The sequence below is a fragment of the Streptomyces sp. NBC_01465 genome, from assembly GCF_036227325.1.
Taxonomy (GTDB): domain Bacteria; phylum Actinomycetota; class Actinomycetes; order Streptomycetales; family Streptomycetaceae; genus Streptomyces.
This window is the reverse complement of the sequence record NZ_CP109467.1, coordinates 3483288-3503548: the sequence shown is the minus strand read 5'-3', so window position 1 is coordinate 3503548 and position 20261 is coordinate 3483288. Positions and strand designations below refer to the sequence as shown.

Annotated in this window: 19 protein-coding genes; 13 read left to right on the top strand and 6 right to left on the bottom strand. The window is 70.1% G+C overall.

The genetic code is table 11. From position 1 onward, the window contains the following. Positions 1 to 9: 9 nt before the first annotated feature. Positions 10 to 1260 (top strand): PucR family transcriptional regulator, encoded by a 1251-nt coding sequence (locus OG707_RS16455; RefSeq protein ID WP_329118876.1) that lies wholly within the window; start codon positions 10 to 12, stop codon positions 1258 to 1260. On the opposite strand, the gene OG707_RS16450 is transcribed toward OG707_RS16455, so the two are convergent. Together OG707_RS16450 and OG707_RS16445 are read right to left on the bottom strand one after the other, a co-directional pair. Beyond that, on the bottom strand, positions 1249 to 2664 hold the full coding sequence (locus OG707_RS16450; RefSeq protein ID WP_329118874.1) for a purine-cytosine permease family protein: 1416 nt from the start codon (positions 2662 to 2664) through the stop codon (positions 1249 to 1251). The genes OG707_RS16455 and OG707_RS16450 overlap by 12 nt on opposite strands. Positions 2665 to 2773: 109 nt before the next feature. Beyond that, positions 2774 to 3160 carry a PLD nuclease N-terminal domain-containing protein gene (locus OG707_RS16445; protein ID WP_329118872.1) on the bottom strand — a complete coding sequence of 129 codons (387 nt, stop codon included), beginning with the start codon at positions 3158 to 3160 and terminating at the stop codon, positions 2774 to 2776. 127 nt (positions 3161 to 3287) lie between these two features. Between OG707_RS16445 and OG707_RS16440 the strand changes: the two genes are divergently transcribed. Together OG707_RS16440 and mqnP are read left to right on the top strand one after the other, a co-directional pair. Further along, entirely contained in the window at positions 3288 to 4748 is a 1461-nt protein-coding gene (locus OG707_RS16440; protein ID WP_329118870.1) for a menaquinone biosynthesis decarboxylase, read from the top strand. Continuing rightward, a complete protein-coding gene (gene mqnP / locus OG707_RS16435) occupies positions 4745 to 5647 on the top strand; it encodes a menaquinone biosynthesis prenyltransferase MqnP (protein ID WP_329118868.1) in 903 nt (300 codons plus the stop codon). The genes OG707_RS16440 and mqnP overlap by 4 nt, the downstream gene beginning before the upstream one ends. A 65-nt stretch (positions 5648 to 5712) precedes the next feature. Here the strand turns inward: mqnP and OG707_RS16430 are convergent, their stop codons facing one another. Together OG707_RS16430 and OG707_RS16425 are read right to left on the bottom strand one after the other, a co-directional pair. Then, a complete protein-coding gene (locus OG707_RS16430) occupies positions 5713 to 6660 on the bottom strand; it encodes a hypothetical protein (RefSeq protein ID WP_329118866.1) in 948 nt (315 codons plus the stop codon). Between the two features lie 186 nt (positions 6661 to 6846). After that, entirely contained in the window at positions 6847 to 7458 is a 612-nt protein-coding gene (locus OG707_RS16425) for a rhomboid family intramembrane serine protease (protein WP_329118864.1), read from the bottom strand. A 90-nt stretch (positions 7459 to 7548) separates the two neighbouring features. Here OG707_RS16425 and OG707_RS16420 point away from each other — a divergent pair, with 90 nt between their 5' ends. The 8 genes from OG707_RS16420 to OG707_RS16385 all read left to right on the top strand — a co-directional run bounded on the left by OG707_RS16420 (position 7549) and on the right by OG707_RS16385 (position 14636). Continuing rightward, entirely contained in the window at positions 7549 to 8217 is a 669-nt protein-coding gene (locus OG707_RS16420; protein ID WP_329118862.1) for a UbiX family flavin prenyltransferase, read from the top strand. Positions 8218 to 8282: 65 nt separating this feature from the next. Next, positions 8283 to 8738 (top strand): Lrp/AsnC family transcriptional regulator, encoded by a 456-nt coding sequence (locus OG707_RS16415; protein WP_329118860.1) that lies wholly within the window; start codon positions 8283 to 8285, stop codon positions 8736 to 8738. A gap of 54 nt (positions 8739 to 8792) precedes the next feature. Then, positions 8793 to 9971, top strand: coding sequence for an aminofutalosine synthase MqnE (gene mqnE, locus OG707_RS16410; RefSeq protein WP_329118858.1), 1179 nt, complete (start codon positions 8793 to 8795; stop codon positions 9969 to 9971). A gap of 71 nt (positions 9972 to 10042) precedes the next feature. Continuing rightward, on the top strand, positions 10043 to 10564 hold the full coding sequence (locus tag OG707_RS16405; RefSeq protein WP_329118856.1) for a GNAT family N-acetyltransferase: 522 nt from the start codon (positions 10043 to 10045) through the stop codon (positions 10562 to 10564). Positions 10565 to 10636: 72 nt separating this feature from the next. After that, positions 10637 to 10933, top strand: a complete 297-nt coding sequence (locus tag OG707_RS16400) for a DUF4229 domain-containing protein (RefSeq protein WP_329118854.1) — start codon at positions 10637 to 10639, stop codon at positions 10931 to 10933. 282 nt (positions 10934 to 11215) lie between these two features. Next, entirely contained in the window at positions 11216 to 12541 is a 1326-nt protein-coding gene (locus OG707_RS16395; protein ID WP_329118852.1) for a dicarboxylate/amino acid:cation symporter, read from the top strand. A gap of 238 nt (positions 12542 to 12779) precedes the next feature. Next, positions 12780 to 13970: a sulfite oxidase gene (locus OG707_RS16390; protein WP_329118850.1), complete on the top strand. Its 1191-nt coding sequence runs from the start codon at positions 12780 to 12782 to the stop codon at positions 13968 to 13970. Positions 13971 to 14015: 45 nt separating this feature from the next. Continuing rightward, a complete protein-coding gene (locus OG707_RS16385) occupies positions 14016 to 14636 on the top strand; it encodes a TetR/AcrR family transcriptional regulator (RefSeq protein WP_329127831.1) in 621 nt (206 codons plus the stop codon). On the opposite strand, the gene OG707_RS16380 is transcribed toward OG707_RS16385, so the two are convergent. Together OG707_RS16380 and OG707_RS16375 are read right to left on the bottom strand one after the other, a co-directional pair. Beyond that, positions 14599 to 15453 carry a MaoC family dehydratase gene (locus OG707_RS16380; protein WP_329118848.1) on the bottom strand — a complete coding sequence of 285 codons (855 nt, stop codon included), beginning with the start codon at positions 15451 to 15453 and terminating at the stop codon, positions 14599 to 14601. The two genes, OG707_RS16385 and OG707_RS16380, sit on opposite strands and share 38 nt — an antisense overlap. 194 nt (positions 15454 to 15647) lie before the next feature. Beyond that, positions 15648 to 16961, bottom strand: a complete 1314-nt coding sequence (locus tag OG707_RS16375) for a 3-oxoacyl-ACP reductase (protein WP_329118846.1) — start codon at positions 16959 to 16961, stop codon at positions 15648 to 15650. Positions 16962 to 17032: 71 nt separating this feature from the next. On the opposite strand from OG707_RS16375, the gene OG707_RS16370 reads away from it, so the two are divergent. Together OG707_RS16370 and OG707_RS16365 are read left to right on the top strand one after the other, a co-directional pair. Then, on the top strand, positions 17033 to 18313 hold the full coding sequence (locus OG707_RS16370; RefSeq protein ID WP_329118845.1) for an acetyl-CoA C-acetyltransferase: 1281 nt from the start codon (positions 17033 to 17035) through the stop codon (positions 18311 to 18313). Positions 18314 to 18344: 31 nt separating this feature from the next. Further along, positions 18345 to 20222, top strand: a complete 1878-nt coding sequence (locus tag OG707_RS16365; protein WP_329127829.1) for an AMP-dependent synthetase/ligase — start codon at positions 18345 to 18347, stop codon at positions 20220 to 20222. Positions 20223 to 20261 lie beyond the last annotated feature (39 nt).

Below are 20261 nucleotides of genomic sequence, written 5' to 3'. Positions count from 1 at the left end.
AGGCCCTCCATGCCTGCGCTCACCCTCCGCGAGATTCTGTCCCTCGACGCGGTCCGCGACGCCTCGCCGCACCTGCTCGCCGGGGCCGACGCGCTCGACCGGCCCGTCCGGTGGGTGCACTCCAGCGAGGTGTACGAGGGCGCGAACTTCCTCGACGGCGGCGAGCTCCTGCTCACCAACGGCTTCGGGCTCGCGGAGGTCGGCGAGGAGTTCCGGCGGCGGTACGTGCGCGAGCTCGCCGCCCGGGGCGCGGTCGGGCTCGTCGTCGAGGTGGGGCGGGCGCTCGCCGTCATGCCGGAGGAAGTCGTCGACGAGGCAGGGAAGTTGGGGCTGCCGCTCGTCGCGCTGCGGCGCGTCGTCCCCTTTGTGCGGATCACCGAGGCCGCCAACCGGGCCATCGTCGCGCAGGGGCTGACCGGGCCCGCCGTACGGCCCTGGGGCGGTGATCACGGTGCCGCGCTGCTGGCCGATCTGGCGGACGGGCGGGCGCTCAACCAGCCGGAGGTCTCGGCGCGTTCGGCGCTCGCCGGATTCCGTCCGGGGGCCGGTGCGCGGCTCGTCGGGGTGTCCGCGCAGGGCGTCGACGCGGGGCTCGGGGGTGCGGTGCGGCGGCTCGGGGGGCATGCGGCGCTGTGCGCGGCCTTCCCCGGGGACACGCTTGCGCTGATTGCCGTGGACGGTGGGCGGCGCGATCCGGTGCGGGCCGTGCAGGACGCGCTGGGGGGCTGCGGGGCGGGCGTGGTCGCCGCCGTCGGGCACGCGGTGGCGGGGGACGCGGGCTGGCTGCGGTGGAGCGAGACGCTGCGGGCCGCGCGGACCGCGCTGGAACTGGCGCTCACGGTCGCCTCTGCCGAACCCGGCCTCGTACAGGGGGCGTTGATCACCTCGTCGCGGGCCCTCGCACTGGAGCGGGAGCTGACGCGGGGCGGCATCGAGGCCAACCGCGACCGGCTCTCGCATCTGGTGGAGCACACGCTGGGGCCGCTGCTCGCGTGGGAGGCGGCGCACGGTTCGGATCTCGTACGGACGCTGGAAGTGCATCTGCGGCACGGGTGCTCGCCGACGCGCACCGCCGCCCTCCTGCACATCGGGCGGCAGTCGCTCTACCAGCGGCTGGAGCGCATCGAGTCGCTCCTCGGTCTGGAGGTCGGCGACCCCGAGCTGCTGGGGGAGCTCCTGTCGGCGGCGTGTGCCCGGCGGATCGTGCAGGGGGCGGGGCCCGCGGTGGTGCAGGTGAGCGGGGTCAGGTCAGTCGCGTAGGCGGCGCCGGGACAGCGCCGTCAGGCCCGCGTAGACGAGGGCGCTGACCACGAAGCCGACCGCGCAGGTGATGTCGCCCAGCGACGGCCACTGCTCGGCCGCCCAGCCGACGTACTTCTCCTGGTTCGAGAAGAGCGGGACGGAGACGGCGACGCCCGCCAACAGGGCTGCCACACCTGACCAGTTGGCGTACGTGCGGTCCAGAAGGCGGAGAGTCAGCTCCTCGTCGGGCGTCGTGCGCGCCGACAGCCACCGGTCGAGGAGTACGACACCGAGCCACGGGCCGACCCAGTACGCGATGACCAGCAGGAACGCCTCGTACGCATGACCCGCGTCCGACAGCGACGCCCAGGCCGCCGCCGTGCCGGCCACACCGGAGATCGCGACCAGCGTCGAACGGCCCAGCCAGCGCGGGAGGTTGAGGCCCAGCGAGGTGAGCGACATGGAGGACGAGTAGATGTTGAGGGCGTTCGCCGAGATGCCGCCCAGGATGATCGCCAGCAGTGTGAGGTTGCCGAGCCAGTCCGGGAGATGGCCGGTGAAGGCGGCCGTCGGGGTGGCGTCCTTCGGGGCGACGATCGTGGCGGAGGCCGCGCCGATCAGGGCGACGACGGTGATCGAGACGAAGAGGCCGAGCGCCGGGTAGAGGGCGGTCTTCAGGCGCGAGGCGGTGTGCGGGAGGTAGCGGGTGTAGTCGGAGGCGTAGGTGTTCCAGCCGGCTGCGTAGCCGAAGGCGGTGCTGGTCGCGAGGAGGAAGCCGCCGAGGGAGCCGCCGCCGGACGCGGGGGCGGAGAGGTGCGCGTGGTCGAAGGTCCAGATGCCGGCCAGGACGAAGACGACGGCGAGGAGCGGGAGTGCGTACCGCTCGAAGACGTGCACGAAGTTGTGGCCGATGAAACCGATGGCGATCTCGGCGGCGACCACGAGGAGGAGGCTCGGGAGGGGGCGGAGGCCGGTGAGGGTGTTGAGCGCGAAGGCGGCGCTGACGCTGTTCACGGCGAACCAGCCGACGCCCGCGACAAGGGCGTTGACCCCGGCGGGGAGCGCGTTGCCGCGGTGGCCGAAGGAGAGGCGGCCGATCACCATCTGCGGGACGCCGAAGCGGGGGCCGTCCGTGGAGAGGAGGCCCTGGGTGAGCGAGCCGAGCGCCGTACCGAGGACGAGCGCGGCGGCGGCCAGCCAGAAGCTGAGGCCGAAGAAGAGGACCGAGATGACGCCGATGTAGACGGTCGCGAACTCGATGTTGGGCGAGGCCCAGGTCCACAGCAGCTGGCGCGGACGCCCGTGCCGCTCGGAGAGCGGGATGGGGTCGGAGCCCGCCGTCTCGACGGCGATGACCTTGTCGCCGTAGTCGGTGGCGGGGGCGTCGGTGGGCGCCGGGGCGCTGGTGGGAAGGGTCGTCATGCCCCGTAAGTGTCCGGCGGTTGCGCGGGCGCGGGCAGGGGCGCGGTGTCCGCTTCCGGGGGCGCGAGGGCGTACAGGGTGTACGGGGGTACGCCCTCGCGGCGCACGGTCAGCTCTTGTCGTCCTCTTCGCGCCGCCGGAGCTCCTCCTCGCGGCGGCGCAGGTCCGCCTCCCAGTCCTTGAGGAGCGACTCGTCCTTGCGGTTCTCCGCCTTGAGGGACTGCAGGAACTCGGGGTCGTCGTCGGGGGCGGTCATGGTGGGCCGCTGATTGCGGTGCCACTCGGACGGGGTCGAGCCATTGGCGGGGGCGCGGCGGTGACGGCCGGCGACGAGCCAGGCGATGGGGCCGATCAGGACCTCGCCGAAGAGCAGGATGATGATGACCCAGACGACCTTGGGGAGGCCGCGGACCTCTTCCTCCGGGGTGTTCAGACAGTCGATGAAGGCGTAGATCCAGAGCGCGAGGACCAGCAGAAACGGGATGTACCTGAGCATGGCCGAGCGATCCCCCCGGGGACGGTGGCGGGGCACGTACGGACCCCGTTGACGCGGCCAGGGTAGCGGGCGGGGGCGCGGCCCCCGCATCTGCTGGCATCCCGGCCGGGATGACAGACTGGACCCCATGGCTTACGACGATCTCCGCTCGCTGCTCCGCGCCCTGGAGCGCGAGGGCGACCTCAAGCGCATCAAGGCCGAAGTCGACCCGCACCTGGAGGTCGGGGAGATCGTCGACCGCGTGAACAAGGCTGGCGGACCGGCCCTCCTCTTCGAGAACGTCAAGGGCGCCTCGATGCCCCTGGCGATGAACGTCTTCGGCACCGACCGCCGCCTCCTCAAGGCGCTCGGCCTCAAGTCGTACGACGAGATCAGCGGCAAGATCGGCGGCCTCCTCCGCCCCGAGCTGCCCCAGGGCTTCGTCGGCGTCCGCGAAGCCTTCGGCAAGCTCGGCACCATGGCGCACGTGCCGCCGAAGAAGGTGAAGCAGGACAGCGCCCCCGTCCAGGAAGTCGTCCTCACCGGCGACGACGTCGACCTCGACAAGCTCCCCGCGCTCTTCACCTGGCCCGAGGACGGCGGCTCCTTCTTCAACCTCGGCCTCACCCACACCAAGCACCCCGAGACCGGCATCCGCAATCTCGGCCTGTACCGCCTCCAGCGCCACGACAAGCGCACCATCGGCATGCACTGGCAGATCCACAAGGACAGCCGCAACCACTACGCCGTCGCCGCCAAGCGCGGCGAGCGCCTGCCCGTGGCGATCGCCTTCGGGGCCCCGCCCGCCGTGACGTACGCGTCGACCGCGCCGCTCCCCGAGGACATCGACGAGTACCTCTTCGCCGGCTTCGTGCAGGGCAAGCGGATCGAGATGGTCGACTGCAAGACCGTCCCGCTCCAGGTCCCGGCCAACGCCGAAGTCGTCATCGAGGGCTGGCTGGAGCCGGGCGAGACGCTCCCCGAAGGCCCCTTCGGCGACCACACCGGTTTCTACACGCCGCAGGAGCCGTTCCCCGCGCTCACCATCGACTGCATCACGATGCGCAAGCGCCCGCTGATCCAGTCGATCGTCGTAGGCCGGCCGCCCACCGAGGACGGACCCCTCGGCCGCGCGACCGAGCGGTTCTTCCTCCCGCTCCTCAAGATCATCGTCCCGGACATCGTGGACTACCACCTCCCCGAGTCGGGCGGTTTCCACAACTGCGCGATCGTCTCGATCAACAAGAAGTACCCCAAGCACGCCCAGAAGGTGATGCACGCGATCTGGGGTGCCCACATGATGTCCCTGACGAAGCTGATCGTCATCGTGGACGCCGACTGCGACGTCCACAATCTCCACGAGGTCTCCTGGCGGGCCCTCGGCAATACGGACTACTCGCGCGACCTCACCGTCGTCGAAGGTCCGGTCGACCACCTCGACCACGCCTCCTACCAGCAGTTCTGGGGCGGCAAGGCAGGAATCGACGCAACGAAGAAGTGGCCCGAGGAGGGCTACACGCGGGACGGCGGCTGGCCGAACATGGTCGAGTCCGACCCGCAGACGGCGGCGAAGGTCGACCGCCGCTGGAAGGAGTACGGACTCTCGTGAGCAGCGCCGCAGCAGCAGTGCCGCAGCCCGGTCGGACCAAGGCGTTCCTGCGCCTGGTGATGATCGAGCACTCGGTCTTCGCGCTCCCCTTCGCGTACACCGCCACCCTCACCGCGATGTTCCAGCAGGACGGCAACATCCAGTGGGGCACCCTGCTCCTGGTCACCATCGCCATGGTGGGCCTGCGGACCTTCGCGATGGCGTGCAACCGCATCATCGACCGCGAGATCGACGCCCGTAACCCCCGTACCGCCAACCGCGAGATGGTCACCGGCGCCGTCTCCGTACGGTCCGCGTGGACCGGTGCCGCCATCGCGCTGGTGATCTTCCTGGGCGCGGCCGCCGCGCTCAACCCGCTCTGCCTGGCCCTCGCGCCGATCGCCGTCGTCCCGATGGTCGTCTACCCGTACGGCAAGCGGTTCACGAACTTCCCGCAGGCCATCCTCGGCATCGCCCAGGCCATGGGCCCCATCGGCGCCTGGCTCGCGGTCACCGGCACCTGGAACTGGGACGCGGTGCTCCTCGGTCTCGCCGTCGGCATCTGGATCGGCGGCTTCGACCTGATCTACGCCTGCCAGGACGTCGAGGCCGACCGAGGCGAAGGCGTGAAGTCGGTCCCGGCGCGCTTCGGCATCCCGGCCGCGATCTACGGCGCCCGCACCTGCCACGCGATCACCATGACCCTGCTGGTCTGGTACGCCCTGGCCACGGACGGCGGCTTCTTCCTCTGGCTCGGCCTGCTCATCGTCGCGGCGGCTTTCCTGTACGAGCACCAGATCGTCAAGCCCCACGACCTGTCCCGCCTCAACCGGGCGTTCTTCCAGGTCAACGGCTTCATCGGCATCGCGCTCTTCGTGTGCGCGCTGCTGGACCTGCTGGTGCGTGGACTGACGCTCTGACGCCGTTACGGAAACGGAGAAGGGCCCCCACCGGTCGAACCGGTGGGGGCCCTTTCCTCTGCTGCTTACGCCTGCGCCTGGCCCATCGCCAGGAACATCATCGCGCTCATCAGGTCCTGCGGCTTCAGCTCGGTCGCGCCGGACGGGGCCGAGACCGGGTCCGCCTTGCCGTCGATCGCGATCGACAGCGGGAGCTTGCCCTTGGCCTGCTTGTCGAGCTGGGCGACATCCAGGGAGATGCCCGAGAGCATGCCGTCCTTGATCGCGACATCGATCGCGAACTTCTTGTCCGGCACGTCGGACGCCTTGAAGTCCTTCATGGCGTCCTTGAACTGCGGGAAGCCCTTCAGCGCGGACACCAGGTCCGTCGCCGCGTCGCGCCCGGCCACGGTGACCGTCACGTGGTCGACGCCGTCCTTGCTCGGGGCGTCCTTGAACGTGGCGTCCTTGGCGAGCGCCTTCTTGACCGCCGCGATCAGCTTCTTCTGCTCCTTGGCGTCGAGCGTCGCGGAGGCGTCGGGCAGCCCGGCCTCCTTGTCGAGGCCGCTCTCCTTGACGAACTCGGTGAACGACTTCGGGTCGAACTCGATCCACTTGCCCTTGAGGACGTTCTTCACGGAGGCCAGCGAGGACGGCAGCTGGTCCGCCTGCTTCAGCATGTCGTCGAGCTCCTTGGTACCGGAGCCCTTGCTGCTGGTGTCCAGGGCCGTGATGGCCTTGAGGTCCGCGCGGATGTACAGCTTCTTGTCCACGGAACGGAGCTCGAAGAGGTCCGCCTTGCCGTTGCTCAGGGCGAGGCTCATCGAGCCGCCGTCCTTCGTGTCCTTCAGCGGCTTGTCGGACGCGGCGCCGACCTTCACCGTCAGACCCGCCAGCATCTCGGCGTCCGAGCGCTTGAAGTCGTCCTCGTTCTTCATGGCGGCGTAGATGTCGTCGGCGCTGCCGTCGAAGCCCAGTTCGGCGCTGAACGACTTCTGCTCGCTCAGCTTGTCGAAGGCGTTCTGCACCTTCATGCCCGCGCTGATGTTCTCGGCAGTGCCGCAGGCGGCGGACAGAGCGGTGATCAGGGCTATGCAGCCGGCGGCGGCAAGACCCCTGCGCTTCGTGTTGATGACTGGACTCCTTGGCAGACGAAAGACGAAATAAGACTCAAGTGAAAAGTACCTGTGAAGGAACCGCTCAAGAAATGGATAAAAGCGTTAAGGAGCAGTGCCGTTGGTCACGGCCGTTCGACGGGCCGGACTGCGGAACGCGAAGGCCGCGACCACACCTCCGGCCAGGCCGAACAGATGCCCCTGCCAGCTGATGCCGGAGTCGGTCGGCAGCACGCCCCACAGGATCGATCCGTACACCGCGGCCACGACCACGCCCACCACCACGTCCACCGGCGAGCGGTTCACGAAGCCGCGCACCAGGAGGTAGCCGAAGAGGCCGAAGACGACGCCGGATGCGCCCACGGTGACGGAGTTCGCGGGCGAGGTGAGCCAGACGCCCAGGCCGCCGATCACGATCACGGTCAGGACGACGGAGGCGAACCGGCGTATTCCGGAGAGGGCGGCGACGAAGCCGAGTATCAGCAGCGGCAGCGAATTTCCCGCGACATGGCTGAAACTGCCGTGCAGGAACGGCGCCGAGAAGATGTCCGGCAGCTCGGAGAACTCGCGCGGGGTGATGCCACCCGAGTCCAGCGCGTGCCCGCTCGCCACGTCGATCACTTCGAGCAGCCAGAGCAGCGCGACCCAGCCGCCCATGAGCAGGGCGGCGGCTTTCGCCCGGCCGTCCCACCGCTCGTTCAACCCGCTGTTCTCCATCACAGGCCCCCCTACGTTCCCGCTTGTGCCGTAGAACGTACGGCGCACCGTGGTCGGTTCCCGCTCTGGGGTGCCGGATAGGCTCGGGTCATGAGCGACGGTAAGCGCATCCCCTGGGTCGTCGGGGTCTCCGGGGCGTCGGGGACCCCCTATGCGGCGGCCGTCGTACGCGCGTTGCTCGACGCCGGTGAGGCGGTGGACCTGGTGGTGAGCCGGGCCTCGCGGCTGACGCTGCTCGACGAGACCGGGATCGCCTTCCGGGACGCGCACTGGCAGGAGGATCTGCGCCAGTGGCTGGCCCGTGGCGCGGACGGGAAGCCCGGCACCTTCGACGTGGACATCACGGATGTACGGCACTGGGCTGCGGGCGATCTCGCCGCGGGCCCGTCCTCCGGCTCGTACCCCGTCAAGGGGATGATCGTCGCGCCCGCGTCGACGGCCGCCGTGGCCGGGATCGCGCTCGGGCTCTCGAAGGACCTGCTGCAGCGGGCGGCGAGCGTGACGCTCAAGGAGCGGCGGAAGCTGGTCGTCGTCGTGCGCGAGACCCCGCTCAGCGGCCAGACGCTGAAGCAGATGGTGGCGCTGGACGAGGCGGGCGCGGTGGTACTGCCGGCCTCCCCGGCGTTCTACGCGGGCGCGACGCACATCCAGGACCTGGTGGACTTCGTCGCCGGACGCGTACTGGACGCGGCGGGCGTGACGCACACGCTGTACCGCCGCTGGGAGGGCGAGCTGGGCGGGGGCTCCCGGAGGAGCTGACAGCGCGGGCTCCGGATAAGTTACGTAAGCGCTTTACGGGTGGACTTAAGGAAGGCTTCAGGTACATGGACGCGGTGGACAGGCAGCTCATCCAGGCCCTCAGAGAGAACGGCAGGGCCTCCTACGCCGAGCTCGGCCGGCTCGTCGGGCTCTCGGGCCCCAGCGTCACCGACCGCATCAACCGCCTGGAGAGCGCGGGCGTCATCACCGGCTACCGCGCCACCGTCGACGCCAAGTCGCTCGGGCTCGGCGTGACCGCGCTGATCGGCATCTCGCTCTCGGACGCGGCCGACCACGAGGACGTCGCGCACCGGCTGAAGGACCTGGCGGAGATCGAGGACTGCTGGTTCATCGCGGGCGACGACTCGTACATGCTGAAGATCCGCGCCAGTGACGTGGACGGCCTGGAGAAGACGATCCGCCGCCTCAGCGGCACGCGCGGCGTCTCGCGGACCCGTACCACCATCGTTCTCTCCACGAAGTGGGAGAACCGGGTCGGGGAACTGCCCGAAGAGGCTTAGACGTACTGTGGACGAGGCTTGTTTTACGGAGACATAAAGGAAGGCGGCCGACACGTGACTGCATCTATTCAGGATGTGGGCCTCAAGCGCGAGCTGGAGCAGAAGGTCCGTGACGGCGAGCGGCTGTCCCGCGAGGACGGCATCGCCCTCTACGAGTCCGACGACCTGGCCTGGCTGGGCGGCCTCGCCCACGAGGTGCGTACGCGCAAGAACGGCGACGTCGTCCACTTCAACGTCAACCGTCACCTCAACATGACGAACGTGTGCACCGCGTCCTGCGCGTACTGCTCGTTCCAGCGCAAGCCGGGCGAGAAGGACGCGTACACGATGCGCATCGAGGAGGCCGTCCGCCTCGCGAAGGCGATGGAGGGCGAGAACCTCACCGAGCTGCACATCGTCAACGGCCTGCACCCCACGCTGCCCTGGCGCTACTACCCGCGCTCGCTCTCCGCCCTCAAGGAAGCCCTCCCGCAGGTCTCCCTGAAGGCCTTCACCGCCACCGAGATCCACCACTTCGAGACGATCTCCGGGCTCTCCGCCTCCGAGATCCTCGACGAACTGATCGAGGCCGGTCTGGAGTCGCTCACCGGCGGCGGCGCGGAGATCTTCGACTGGGAGGTCCGCGAGCACATCGTCGACCACAACACCCACTGGGAAGACTGGTCGCGCATCCACCGCCTCGCGCACGAGAAGGGTCTCAAGACCCCGGCGACGATGCTGTACGGGCACATCGAGGAGCCCCGTCACCGCGTCGACCACGTGCTGCGCCTGCGCGAGCTGCAGGACGAGACCAACGGCTTCCAGGTCTTCATCCCGCTGCGCTACCAGCACGACTTCGTGGACATGAAGGACGGCAAGGTCCGCAACAAGCTCCAGGCGCGCACCACGATGGCGACGGGCGCCGAGGCGCTGAAGACCTTCGCGGTCTCGCGTCTGCTCTTCGACAACGTCCCGCACGTCAAGGTCTTCTGGGTCATGCACGGCGTCCAGACCGCGCAGCTCGCGCTGCAGCACGGCGCCGACGACATGGACGGCTCGGTCGTCGAGTACAAGATCACGCACGACGCGGACAACTACGGCACGCCCAACAAGCTGACCCGTGACGACATCCTCGAGCTGATCCGCGACGCCGGCTTCCGCCCGGTCGAGCGCAACACCCGCTACGAGATCATCCGCGAGTACGAGGGCCCGGACACGGCCCGGCGCGAGACGCCGCAGCTCATGCGGTTCTGATCGCGGCAGAAGTCGCTTTTCCTACGGGGGCCCGGGCACATCCGGGCCCCCGTAATGGTTACTCTTGCTGTATGAGCCTTACGTTCGAGCTGGACCCGTCCGTCGACCCCGAGCTCCGCGACGGGATCCTCGCGCTCTGGGCCGATGTCTCCAACGCGGGCGGCGCCGTCGGTTTCGTCCCCCCGGTCACGCCCGACGCGATACGCCCCGAGCTCGTCAAGCACTTCGCGGCGATGGCCGAAGGACGCACCCGGCTGCTGGTCGGCCGCGACGAGGACGGGGCCGTGGCGGCCACCGCCTTCCTCACGTACAACACCCACCGCCTCATGGTCCACTGGCTCTGGCTCTACACGGTGATGGTCCATCCCTCCCACCAGGGCAAGGGCTACGGCCGCGACCTGATGGCGGCGGCCGCCGACGCGGCCCGCTCCTTCGACGGCATCGAGGCGGTCCGCCTCACCTGCCGCGGCGGCACCGGCGTCGACAGCTTCTACGCCTCCTGCGGCTACAAGGAGTACGGACGGGTGCCCGCGGCGATCCGGGTCGCCCCCGGTGACGACCGCGACGACATCACCATGCTGCTGCCCCTCTGAACTGATCAATAGCGGGGCGTGCTTCACTAGTCGGGCAGCTTCCGCAGTCGTACGAAGAGAGAGGCCTCAGCCGTGTCTGCAGCCAAGCCGGGCGCCACGATCCAGTACACGATGGCGCGCATCGGCATCTTCATGGGATGCCTCGTCCTCGTCGCGGTCCTCGTCCACTTCGGCATCGTCCCCAAGGGCCTCGGCGGCTCCGACGCGATCTGGACGATCCTGCTGGCGCTCGTCATCTCCGCGCCGCTCAGCTTCGTACTGCTGCGCAAGCAGCGTGACCAGATGTCCGAGCAGATCGTCGCCAAGGTCGACCGCACCAAGGCCAAGCTCGAGGCCAACCGGTCCCAGGAGGACGGCGTCACGCAGTAAGCGCGCCGTAAGGTACGTCACAGGCCGGAGCCCCTGACCAGGGGCTTCGGCTTTTCTGCATCTCAGCCCCCAAGACAACCTTTGAGCTTCTCAAAGTACAAGTGTTAACGTGTTCGACATGAAGACAGCAGCTGCGCACACCCACGCCATGAGCCCCGCGCTCGTGCTCGTGGCGCGCCTGCATGTCGATCTCTGCCGCTGCCTTTCCGCGGTCTGTTGCCGCCGCGTCTGAACCCGGCCCCGTCCCCTCTTTCTTCCCGCTGTCCCCACCGGAGTGCTTACGTGTCGTCCGCGACGTCTTCTTCCCGCGTCCGAATACCCAAGATCCCGTTCTGGGCCCAGATCCTCACCGGTCTCGTCCTGGGTGTTCTCCTCGGCTGGGTCGCCCGCAGCCAGGACATCAGCTGGCTGCACACCACGCTCGGCCAGATCGGCGACATCTTCGTCCAGCTGCTGAAGCTGGCCGTCGCCCCGCTCGTCTTCTTCGCCATCCTGGTGTCGATCACCAACCTGCGTAAGGTCAACAACGCCGCCAGGCTGGCATCCCGCACGCTGCTCTGGTTCATGATCACGTCGCTGATCGCGGTCTCCATCGGCCTCGCGATCGGCCTGATCACCAACCCGGGCGCCGGCACAGGTCTCACCCCCAAGGACGGCAAGCTCCCCGAGCACGCCGGTTCCTGGATCGACTTCCTGACCGGCATCATCCCGACCGACATCATCACGCCGTTCACCGAACTGAACGTGCTGCAGATCGTCTTCATGGCCGCCGTCGCCGGTATCGCCGCCCTTCAGCTCGGCGAAAAGGCCCAGCCGATCCTCACCCTCTCCGAGTCGATCCTGGAGCTGCTGCAGAAGGCCCTGTGGTGGGTCATCCGCCTCGCCCCGCTCGGCACGCTCGGCCTCATCGGCTTCGCCATCGCGGACTACGGCTGGGACCTGATCGGCAAGTACGCGACCTTCACGGCCGACGTCTACATCGGTTGCGCCCTGGTCATGTTCGGCGTCTACCCGCTGCTGCTCGCCACGGTCGCCAAGGTCAACCCGCTCCAGTTCTACAAGGGCGCCTGGCCCGCCATCCAGCTGGCGTTCGTCTCCCGCTCCTCGGTCGGCACGATGCCCGTCACCCAGAAGGTCACCGAGCGCCTCGGCGTCCCGAAGGAGTACGCCTCCTTCGCCGTACCGTTCGGCGCGACGACCAAGATGGACGGCTGCGCCGCGATCTACCCGGCGCTCGCCGCGATCTTCATCGCGCAGATCTTCGACGTGCAGCTCTCCATCGGTGACTACCTGCTGATCGCCTTCGTCTCGGTCATCGGCTCGGCCGCCACCGCCGGTCTGACCGGCGCCACGGTCATGCTGACGCTGACCCTCTCGACGCTGGGTCTGCCGCTCGAGGGCGTGGGTCTGCTGATGGCGATCGACCCGGTCCTCGACATGATGCGTACGGCCACGAACGTCGCGGGCCAGTCGCTGGTCCCGGTGATCGTCTCCGCCCGCGAGAAGATCCTCGACCACGACGCGTACAACTCCGCCTCGTCGTCGCCGATCGACTCCATCGGGTCGACGCCGGTCGAGGACAAGCAGCCGGTCGCGGTCGCCGCGTAACACCTCCTTCGCTCCACCCGCAGTGCCCCCGGTCCCAGGCCGGGGGCACTGCTGTGTTTCCGGCAGCTGGGGAGAAACCCGGACCGGGAGCGGGTGCCGACCCTAAGATCGGCCCCATGGCTGTCATGTTGCGCCCTCTGTCGCGCCGCTGTTGTTGTCGCTGACGCCTGCACTCCCGCGCTTCCACTGAGTTCTTCTCTCGTTCTCTCCCCCTGCCTTCCCTCTGAGGAGTCATGCGATGACCCCTGCCCGTCGTGCTGTCCTGAAGCTGCTGGCGGCCGCTCCCGTCGCCGCCCAACTCGCCTCCGCCGCCCCCGCCCTGGCCGCCGAGGGCCCCGGCATCGTGAAGCCGCTGCCGCCCGAGCTGTTCACGATCCGCGGAACCAACGCCGAGACCAACTTCGCCGCCCTGCGCGGCACGGGGCCGCTCACCCCCGTCGACCGCTTCTTCGTCCGCAACCACACCTCGACCCCCGTCCTCGACGCGAAGACCTGGCGCCTCACCGTCTGGGGCAGCGGACTGCGCGGCGGATCGCCGGTCAGCTTCAGCTACGACCAGCTGCGCGGACTCCCGTCCGTCACGCGCACCGCGGCCATCGAGTGCGCGGGCAACGGCCGCAGCTTCTACACCTCCCAGCAGGGCGACACCGTCTCCGGCACCGCCTGGACGCTGGGCGCCATTGGCGTCGCCCAGTGGCGCGGGGTCCGGCTCTCCGACGTGCTCCGCCGGGCGGGGATCAGCCGACACGCGGTGGACGTCATGCCGCGCGGCCTCGACGCGGAGTACGTCACCGGGGGTGTGAATCTGGGCCGGGTGCGCCGCCCGCTGCCCGTCGACAAGGCGCTGGACGACGTGATCCTCGCGTACGAGATGAACGGCGCGCCCCTGCCGTACGACCACGGCTTCCCGGTCCGTGTGGTCGTGCCCTCCTGGGTCGGGATCGCCTCCACCAAGTGGGTCGGCGACATCGAGGTCAGCACCGAGCCGCTGCACTCGCCGTGGAACACCGACTTCTACCGGCTCTTCGGGCCCGGGTACCCGGCGGAGGGCTCCGCCCCGCTGACCCGGCAGACCGTCAAGTCCGCCTTCGAGCTGGCGCAGGGCGCCGTGCTCGCGGCCGGCGAGACGCACGAGCTGACGGGGAGGTCGTGGTCGGGGGCGGCTCCGGTGCGGCGGGTCGAGGTGAGTACGGACGGGGGTGCGCGGTGGCGGCGGGTGGTGCTGCGGGACGCGCCGCGGCGCGACAGCTGGGTGCGGTGGACGGTGCCGTGGCGGCCGCGTACGGAGGGCGCGACGGAGCTGCTGGCGCGGGCCACCGACGCGGCGGGGCGCACCCAGCCGGAGCGGTCCGTGCCCAACACCCAGGGGTATCTCTTCGACGCGGTGGTGAGGCACCCGGTGACGGTCCGTACCCTTACCGGGGGGTAAGCGGTCGGAAGGGACTGTCACGTGAGCACTGCCAAGGGGAAGCGGATGCCTCGGGCCGTACGGGAGCAGCAGATGATGGACGCTGCCGTGCAGACCTTCGGGCAACGCGGGTACCGGGCCGCGTCGATGGACGAGATCGCCGAGCTGGCGGGGGTTTCGAAGCCGCTGGTGTACCTGTACCTGAACTCCAAGGAAGAGCTCTTCACGGCGTGCATCCGGCGTGAGGCGCAGGCTCTGGTGGCGGCTGTGCAGGCCGGGGTCGAGACGGGGGCGGCCGCGGACCGGCAGCTGTGGTCGGGGCTGGGGGCTTTTTTTGCGCATACGGCGTCGAACCCGGACGGGTGGTCCGTGCTCCACCGGCAGGCCCGTACGCACGGGGAGCCCTTCGCGTCGGAGGTCGCCGTGATGCGGGGCGAGATCGTCGCCTTCGTGACGGGGCTCATCGGGGCCGCCGCGCGTGAGGCCCACGGCGACTCGGACCTGCTGGACCGGGACGTGGCGGGTCTCGCGGAGGCGCTGGTGGGCGCGGCGGAGTCACTGGCGGGCTGGGCGAACGACACGGACGGGGTCTCCGCGAAGGACGCCGCCGCGACGCTGATGAACTTCGCGTGGGCGGGGCTCGGGAACCTTATGCGGGGGGAGCGGTGGGTGCCGTCTCCCCGGTGAGGTGGATGCGGGTGGTTGTGCCGCTCGTGCTCTGCAGTTGGAAGTGGGGCCCCTTCGCCGCGTAGGTGATGGTGGAGGGGAGCAGGACCGGGGACCTGAAGTCCGCCCGTACGTGGGTGGGTTGAGGGTCCTCTTCTGATTCCGCGAGGCAGCGGGCGAAGGTCCACATGCCGTGGGCGATCGCGCGGGGGAAGCCGAAGAGGCGGGCCGTGAGGGGGTGGAGGTGGATCGGGTTGCGGTCGCCGGAGGCGGAGGCGTAGCGGCGGCCGAGGTCGGCGGGGAGCTCCCAGGTGGTGGTGGCGGGGAGGGGCTTCGGGGGGTCTGTGGGGGCGGTTTGTGTGGTGGTCGCGGTGGTGCGGTGGCGGGCGAGGTAGCCGCTGCGGGACTCCCAGACGAGGTCGCCCGCGAGGCGGGCCTCGGTGACCATGGTGACTTCCGTGCCGCGGTGGTGGGGGGTCAACTCGGATGCGTAGACGGTGAGTTCGAGTTCGTGGGTGGGGTGGAGCGGCTGGTGGGCGGTGATCTCGATGCGGGTGTGCACGAGGCCGAGGAGGGGGAGCGGGAAGCCGGGGGAGGCCATCAGCTGCATGGCGAGGGGGAAGGCGAGGACGTGGGGGTACGGGAGGGGGAGCGGGTCGGTGCGGGTGTGGCCGCAGAGGCGGGCGTAGGCGGCGAGGCGGCCGGGGTGGGGGGTGGTCGTGAAGGTGAGGCGGGTGTCGGGGAGTTGGCTGTCGGGGCCGAAGGGGCGGCGTCGGCGGAGGGGCGAGACGAGGGCTGCGCGGATGAGGGTGGCGGGGAGGGGGTGGGGGTTGGGCATGCGGGGCTCCTGGGTGGCGGGGGCATTTCAAGCCCGTCCGGCGATTGAGGACACGCGGCCGAAGGTCGCGTACGGGGCGCAGGGGGCGAAGCCCCCGCAAAGGCGGGGCTCAGGGGGTCAGGGGCGGAGCCCCCCCCACGCGGCGGAGCCGCAAAATGTCACAGCCGGGAAGGGGCGGGGTGGGGGAGTAACCCCTACGCCCCCAGCAAGCTCTGCCCGCACACCCGGACCACCTGACCCGTCACCCCACCCGACCCCGGGTTCGCGAACCACGCCGTCGTCTCCGCCACGTCCACCGGAAGCCCGCCCTGCGCAAGGGAGTTCATCCGGCGCCCCGCCTCCCGGATGAACAGCGGTACCGCCGCCGTCATCTTCGTCTCGATGAAGCCCGGAGCCACCGCGTTCACCGTGATCCCCCGCTCCACCAACTGCGGGGCCAGGCCCCTGACCAGCCCGATGATCCCCGCCTTGCTCGCCGCATAGTTGGTCTGGCCGACATTCCCCGCGATCCCCGCGATCGACGCCGTCGCCACGATCCGCGCGCCGTCCCGCAACGTCCCCGCCTTCAGGAGCGCGTCCGTCGTCCGTACGACGCTGTCCAGGTTGACCTCGATCACCGACGCCCACCGCTCGGCCGGCATGTTCGCCAGCTTCCGGTCGCGCGTGATCCCCGCGTTGTGGATCAGGATGTCCAGGCCGCCCCCGTCCCCCAGCGCCTCCGCGATCCGCTCCGCCGCGTCGGGCGCCGTGATGTCGAGAGGGAGCGCGGTCGCGCCGAGACGGGTGGCCGTAGCCGTCAACTCCTCCTCGGACTGCGGGATGTCGAGGAGGATCACCTCGGCTCCGTCCCGTACGAGCGTCTCCGCGACCGCCGCCCCGATGCCCCGCGCCGAGCCGGTGACCAGTGCCGTACGGCCGGCGAGCGGGCGGTCCCAGGACTCGGGCGCGGACACCTCCGCGTCCGTGATCTCGATGACCTGGCCGCTCACGTACGCCGACTTGGGCGAGAGCAGGAAGCGCAGCGTCGACTCAGCGGCAGCGGCCGACGTCAGTCGGACCAGCTGCGCCGTGCGGCCCCCGCCGAGCTCCTTCCCCAGTGACCGGACGAAACCCTCCAACGCCTGCTGGGCCGCCGCCTGGTGGTGGTCGTCCCCGGCCAGGGGCGCGCCCAGCACCACCACCCGGCCGCACTCGGCCAGCGAGCGGACCACCGGGTGCAGCGCCGCGTGGACCTCCGCGAGCGCGCCCGCCGTCGCGACGCCCGTCGCGTCGACGACCACCGCGGCCGGGCGGGCGGACTCGGCGACCACCTTCAGGCCCGTACGGGAGAGCACGTCCGCGAGGCCGGGGAGCGCCGGATCCGAAGCCGTCAGGTGCAGCAGATCCCCTTCCAGGGAGGGGTGTTCGGGGGTCCATCGCCGCAGCTCCGCCGGGCGCGGCAGCCCCACGCGCTTGGTCAGGAAACGGCCGGGTGCTGTGCGCGCGAAGTGCAGATAGCGATCGGCCATTGTCCGGGCTCCCTGGGTCGTCGTAGATTTACTCTGGAGTAAGGTTACTCAAGGGTCAGGAGCTGGTCGAGATGATCCCCCTCAAAGTTGCGGTGATCGGCGGGAACCGCATCCCGTTCGCGCGTTCCGACGGTCCGTACGCCACCGCCTCGAACCAGGACATGCTCACCGCGGCCCTGGACGGACTCGTCGAGCGGTACGGGCTCGGGGGCGAGCGGGTCGGGGAGTTCGTGGCCGGCGCCGTCCTCAAGCACAGCCGCGACTTCAACCTCGCGCGCGAGGTCGTCCTCGGGTCGAAGCTCGATCCGCGGACTCCGGCGTACGACGTCCAACAGGCCTGCGGGACAGGGCTGCAGGCCGTCATCGCCGCCGCCAACAAGATTGCGGTGGGCGCGATCGACTGCGCGATCGCGGGCGGCGCCGACACCACCAGCGACGCGCCCCTCGGCGTCAACGACCGGCTCCGGAAGATCCTTCTGGAGGCGCGTCGCGCCAAGTCCGCCGGGGCGAGGGTGAAGGCGCTGGCGAAGATCCGGCCCGGCCACCTCGTGCCGGACATTCCGCGCAACTCCGAGCCCCGCACCGGACTTTCGATGGGTGAGCACGCCGCGATCACGGCACGCGAGTGGGGCGTGCGGCGCGAGGACCAGGACGCGCTCGCCGCCGCCAGCCATCAGCGGCTGGCCGCCGCGTACGAGCGCGGGTTCCTCGACGACCTGGTCACCCCCTACCTGGGTCTCGAGCGCGACCAGAACCTCCGGCCCGGCTCGACCGTGGAGAAACTCGCCACGCTGAAGCCGGTGTTCGGCACCGATCACCCCGCCGACGCCACCATGACCGCGGGCAACTCCACCCCGCTGACCGACGGCGCCGCGACCGTCCTGCTCGCGAGCGAGGAGTGGGCGCGCGAACGCGGGCTCGAACCGCTCGCGTATCTGACCGTGTACGAGACCGCTGCAGTCGATTTTGCCGGAGGCGAATCAAACAAACACAGCGTGGGCGGAGAGGACGGGCTGTTGATGGCCCCCGCGTACGCCGTCCCGCGCATGCTGGAGCGCGCCGGCCTCACCGTCGACGACTTCGATCTCTTCGAGATCCACGAGGCCTTCGCCTCCCAGGTCCTGGCCACCCTCGCCGCCTGGGAGAAGCAGGGGCTCGCCCCCGTCGACCGGGCGAAGCTCAACGTCGCGGGGTCGTCGCTCGCGACGGGGCACCCCTTCGCGGCGACCGGTGCCCGCATCGTCGCCACCCTCGCCAAGCTGCTCTCGGAGCGGGACGCTCCGGGACGCGGGCTCATTTCCGTCTGCGCCGCGGGCGGTCAGGGCGTGACGGCGATCCTCGAACGGCCCTGACCCCCCACCCACTGAGGAGCCGCACGTGACCATGTCCCTCTCGCAGGTCGAGCCGCGGAAGCTGACGGTCGACGGCACGGTACGGGAGGTCTCCGTGGCCGCGCTCGTGCCGCCCGTCGCCCACGGCTCGCTCGCCGAGATCCCGTACGACAACGCGCGCGAGGCGCCCGGCGACCCCGTCCTCAGCCGCAAGCAGGTGGACGGGAGCTGGCGCGACATCACCTCCACGGACTTCGCCTCGGAGGTCCAGGCGGTGGCCAAGGGGCTGATCGCGGAGGGGCTGCAGGCCGGCGACCGGATCGCGATCATGGCCCGTACGACGTACGAGTGGACGCTCCTCGACTTCGCCGCCTGGGCCGCGGGCCTGGTCACCGTCCCCATCTACCCGACCTCGTCCGCCTTCCAGGCCCGCTGGATCCTGCAGGACTCGGGCGCGGTCGCCTGCGCCGTCGAGAACAAGGAGCAGGCGCGGATCGTCAGCACCGAGCGGCGGCAGATACCGGGGCTCACGCACCTGTGGGAGTTCGACACGGGCGCGATCGGCCAGCTCAAGCAGGCGGGGCGCGACGTCCCCGACGCGGCCGTGAGCGCACGGCGGGCCGCGCTCACGCCGTCGTCCGTCGCCACCCTCATCTACACCTCGGGGACGACAGGCCGCCCCAAGGGATGCGTCCTCACGCACGCCAACTTCTTTGCCGAAGTGGACAATGCGATCGAGCTGCTGCACCCGGTCTTCAAGTCGGTGAGCAAGGAACCCGCCTCCACCCTCCTCTTCCTGCCGCTGTCGCACGTCTTCGGGCGGATGGTCGCGATCGGCTGTCTGCGGGCGCGGGTGCGGCTCGGTCATGCGCCGAGCATCCAGACGGAGGACCTCCTCACCGACCTGGCGGGATTCAGGCCGACGTTCCTGCTGGCCATCCCGTACGTACTGGAGAAGGTCTACAACACGGGGCGGGCGACGGCCGAGAAGATGGGGCGGGCCTCGTCCTTCGACCGTGCGGCGCGGATCGCGCAGCGGTACGGGGAGGCCGTCGAGGCGCACGAACACGGCACGGGGGAGGGCCCCGGCTTCGGGTTGCGCGCGGCCCGCGCGCTCTACGACCCGCTGGTCTACCGGCGGATCAGGGCGGCGCTCGGCGGCAAGGTCAAGTACGCGATCTGCGGCGGATCCCCGCTCGGCCACCGGCTCGCGGCGTTCTACGCGGGCGCGGGCATCGAGATCTTCGAGGGGTACGGGCTGACGGAGACGACCGCGGCCGCGACCGTCACCCCGCCTCTCAAACCCCGTCTGGGGACGGTCGGTTGGCCGCTTCCCGGCACGGCGGTACGGATCGCGTACGACGGCGAGGTGCTGCTCAGCGGCGGTCAGGTCTTCAGCGGGTACTGGGCGCCGGAGCTCGGCGAGGCGGTGCCGGTGACGGCGGACGAGTGGTTCGCGACGGGGGACGTCGGGGAGCTCGACCAGGACGGCTATCTCACGATCACCGGGCGCAAGAAGGACATCATCATCACCTCGGGCGGCAAGAACGTGGCGCCCGCGCCGCTGGAGGACTGGCTGCGGGCGCATCCGCTGGTCGGGCAGTGCATGGTCGTCGGCGACAACCGCTCGTACATCACCGCGCTGATCACGCTGGAGCCGGACGGGCTCGCGCACTGGCGGCGGATGCGGAAGAAGACGGACGTACCGCTGCGGGAACTGGTGCGGGACGAGGAGCTGCTGTCCGCGCTGCAGCGGGCGGTGGACGAGGCGAACCGGCTTGTGTCCCGGCCGGAGTCGATCCGTAAATTCACGGTGCTGGCAGCCGACTTCACGGAGGAGAGCGGGCATCTGACGCCGTCGCTGAAGCTGAAGCGGGCGGCGATCGCGAAGGACTTCGGGACGGAGATCGAGGCGCTGTACGCGCGCTGAGGGTGGGGAGTCGAGCGCTGAAGGCGGGGCCCGTGCCCG

Coding starts and splice junctions, on each gene's coding strand:
- OG707_RS16390 (WP_329118850.1), top strand. CDS start 12,780: ATGACCCCTGCCCGTCGTGCTGTCCTGAAGCTGCTGGCGGCCGCTCCC.
- OG707_RS16420 (WP_329118862.1), top strand. CDS start 7,549: ATGAGCGACGGTAAGCGCATCCCCTGGGTCGTCGGGGTCTCCGGGGCG.
- OG707_RS16380 (WP_329118848.1), bottom strand. CDS start 15,453: ATGCCCAACCCCCACCCCCTCCCCGCCACCCTCATCCGCGCAGCCCTC.
- OG707_RS16440 (WP_329118870.1), top strand. CDS start 3,288: ATGGCTTACGACGATCTCCGCTCGCTGCTCCGCGCCCTGGAGCGCGAG.
- OG707_RS16370 (WP_329118845.1), top strand. CDS start 17,033: ATGATCCCCCTCAAAGTTGCGGTGATCGGCGGGAACCGCATCCCGTTC.
- OG707_RS16450 (WP_329118874.1), bottom strand. CDS start 2,664: ATGACGACCCTTCCCACCAGCGCCCCGGCGCCCACCGACGCCCCCGCC.
- OG707_RS16375 (WP_329118846.1), bottom strand. CDS start 16,961: ATGGCCGATCGCTATCTGCACTTCGCGCGCACAGCACCCGGCCGTTTC.
- OG707_RS16455 (WP_329118876.1), top strand. CDS start 10: ATGCCTGCGCTCACCCTCCGCGAGATTCTGTCCCTCGACGCGGTCCGC.
- OG707_RS16425 (WP_329118864.1), bottom strand. CDS start 7,458: ATGGAGAACAGCGGGTTGAACGAGCGGTGGGACGGCCGGGCGAAAGCC.
- OG707_RS16430 (WP_329118866.1), bottom strand. CDS start 6,660: ATGAAGGTGCAGAACGCCTTCGACAAGCTGAGCGAGCAGAAGTCGTTC.
- OG707_RS16365 (WP_329127829.1), top strand. CDS start 18,345: ATGTCCCTCTCGCAGGTCGAGCCGCGGAAGCTGACGGTCGACGGCACG.
- OG707_RS16405 (WP_329118856.1), top strand. CDS start 10,043: ATGAGCCTTACGTTCGAGCTGGACCCGTCCGTCGACCCCGAGCTCCGC.
- OG707_RS16445 (WP_329118872.1), bottom strand. CDS start 3,160: ATGCTCAGGTACATCCCGTTTCTGCTGGTCCTCGCGCTCTGGATCTAC.
- OG707_RS16385 (WP_329127831.1), top strand. CDS start 14,016: ATGCCTCGGGCCGTACGGGAGCAGCAGATGATGGACGCTGCCGTGCAG.
- OG707_RS16415 (WP_329118860.1), top strand. CDS start 8,283: ATGGACGCGGTGGACAGGCAGCTCATCCAGGCCCTCAGAGAGAACGGC.